The organism is Thiolapillus sp., assembly GCF_048562965.1.
Classification (GTDB): Bacteria; Pseudomonadota; Gammaproteobacteria; order Chromatiales; family Chromatiaceae; genus Thiolapillus; species Thiolapillus brandeum_A.
In genome coordinates, this window is sequence record NZ_JBHNMF010000490.1 from 1 (window position 1) to 2,464 (window position 2,464).

General features: G+C 43.2%; 2 protein-coding genes and 1 CRISPR repeat array. Both genes read left to right on the plus strand.

The window, feature by feature from the left end:
- Window positions 1-88 precede the first annotated feature (88 nt).
- A CRISPR array of direct repeats spans window positions 89-338; the repeat unit is 25 nt; unit sequence GTGGTAGCTATGCCGTGCACTTCAC.
- A gap of 597 nt (window positions 339-935) precedes the next feature.
- Window positions 936-1,718 (plus strand): ParA family protein, encoded by a 783-nt coding sequence (locus tag ACOCD2_RS16735; RefSeq protein WP_419625804.1) that lies wholly within the window; start codon window positions 936-938, stop codon window positions 1,716-1,718.
- The coding region (locus tag ACOCD2_RS16740) for a ParB/RepB/Spo0J family partition protein (RefSeq protein WP_419581896.1) at window positions 1,711-2,464 on the plus strand (754 nt) is incomplete at its 3' end. The genes ACOCD2_RS16735 and ACOCD2_RS16740, both read left to right, overlap by 8 nt.

The following is a 2,464-nucleotide window of genomic DNA, read 5'->3' on the forward strand; positions in this document are numbered from 1 at the left end:
GCTTCACTGGACTTTAGAACCGAGCAAAAATCGGCCAATCTGGCGGCGAAGAACCGCCGCCTTGCGTTTGTGGATAAATCAAAATAGGGTGGTAGCTATGCCGTGCACTTCACCGGCTAGGATGGTAGCTATGCCGTGCATTAAGTGGTAGCTATGCCGTGCACTTCACTTTTTTAAGCGGGATTATGGCAAAAAGGTGGTAGCTATGCCGTGCACTTCACCGCCGGTTGGTAGTTATACCGTGCACTTCACCGGCTAGGGTGGTAGCTATCCCATGCACTTCACTTTTTTTAAGCGGGATTATGGCAAAAAGGTGGTAGCTATGCCGTGCACTTCACCGCCGGTTGGTAGTTATACCGTGCACTTAAAATGCAATTTTTCGCGTAAGCTATTGATTTCAATGGGGATATTTTTTTGGATAAATCCCTATCCTTTCCTTTATTTAACCTTTAAAAATATTTAACCTTACTTACTCGCCTACCCTTCGCCCTCCTTGGCTTGCTCTCTAATGTGTCCTACCCTATCGGGTACGGACTTCAAAAAGGCTCCTGATAGTCGCCTAAACCCATACCACTATCCAAGAACAGAAACATAACGACCAGAACATACAGTCTAATGTGTGGTCGCCAACTGGCTCCCACAACCAATAACACACATTCACTATCGTTCTTGTAACTGCGGTTCGGCAAGAAGGGTGTCTGGGGTGACTAAGTAGGGCTGAGATAAGGCATAGGACGCTACTACGCAACGCAGGACGGAAGAAGTGGGTTTGCCGAGGGGAACGCTTCACTTCGTTGCGCTCCATCCCCTCCAGTCGTGTTTATCGTCTTCCAGACGAAAACCCCCTTTTTTGATTAAAACGCCCGTGGATTTGCTTCACTTTTTTCTGTTTTTCTCCATCTTTTCCTTGCATATAGCACCGTAACGGTGCTATAATGAGCCTGTTGTTTAAAGAAACAGGGGAAAGAAAAATGAAAACAATCGCGATTACCAACCAAAAAGGGGGCGTGGGAAAAACCACCATTGCTGTGCATTTGGCTTTTGATTTGCGCGATAAGGGGAAGCGAGTTCTTTTTATTGACACTGACCCCCAAGGCAACAGCACATCAACCTTAGGAAATTATCTTGCTGATGCAAAAGCATCAATGATGTTTTCAGAACCCCTGTCTTTTGAGCCAGAAAACGGATTAAATGTGATTGGTGCTGATGCAGGACTGGCAGATATTGAACGGGCTGATCCCGTTGTGATTAAGCAGTTTATGCTTAATATTAACAATTTTAATGATACTTTCGACTACTGCATAATTGATACGCCGCCGACCATGGGGCTACGAATGACTGCGGCGATTATGGTTTCAGATTTTGTGGTGTCCCCTATTGAGCTTGAAAGCTATTCGATTTCTGGAATTACGACGATGCTACAGACAATCTTCGGAATAAAAGAAAAATACAATAATAAGTTGGTATTTGTGGGCATGGTGCCAAATCGGTTCAATCCGCGTTCGATAGATCAAAAAAATACCTTTATCGAATTGGTAAAAAACTATGCTCATCTGATTATTCAGGCGAAAATAGGAATCAGGTCGTCGATTCCTGAAGCGCTGGTAAACAAGATACCCGTCTGGGAAGTAAAAAAAACAGCCGCTAAAAAAGCCGCTGAAGAAATCAAAAACGCCCTAAATCTTATTTATGAAGTAATGGAGAAGAACAATGGTTGACCTATCCGGCTTGGACGACTTCAAAGCGTCAGATTTTATTGACCCCGCAAACAGAAAGAAAATAAATACTGGGCATAACGGCTTGCTGATGGTCAGTATCGATCTGATCGATGAAGACCCGAACCAGCCCAGGAAAGAATTTGATGAAGGCAAATTGAAAGAGCTCGCTGATTCCATTTTGTTTGTTCTGCAAGATGGAAAAAAGCGCGGGATTAAATCCCCGCTTTCATTGAAGAAAAATGGAGATCGTTATGTCATCAATCACGGCGCCAGGCGTTACCGCGCCGCGAAGCTAGCGGGGCTGTCAGAGGTTCCGGCGTTTATTGATGAAGCACATACTAAAGACGATCAAGTGATTGAAAATATACAGCGAGATAATCTTTCTGTAGTGGAAATTGCCGAATATGTTACAGCGCAAATTAAAGCGGGGAAAAAGAAAAAAGATATTGCTGAACAGTTGGGTAAACCAGCTTCTTTCGTATCCGAACACGCTGTTTTTCTGGATTTCCCTGACTGCATTAGGTCGCTCTATGATTTAGGTAATTTTAAAAGTATCCGTGCCTTGTATGATCTTTATCGCCAGTATCAAAATAATCCTAAAGCTGTAGAAGAGTTTTGCAATCAAGAACATATTTCTACATCATCAATAAAAGAATTTGTTAAGGAACTTGGTGCTTCATCAGTTAAAAAATCAAAGAACAACAACCCAATAAAAACCAGGTCTGAAGAACCCACGGGCGGAAAAT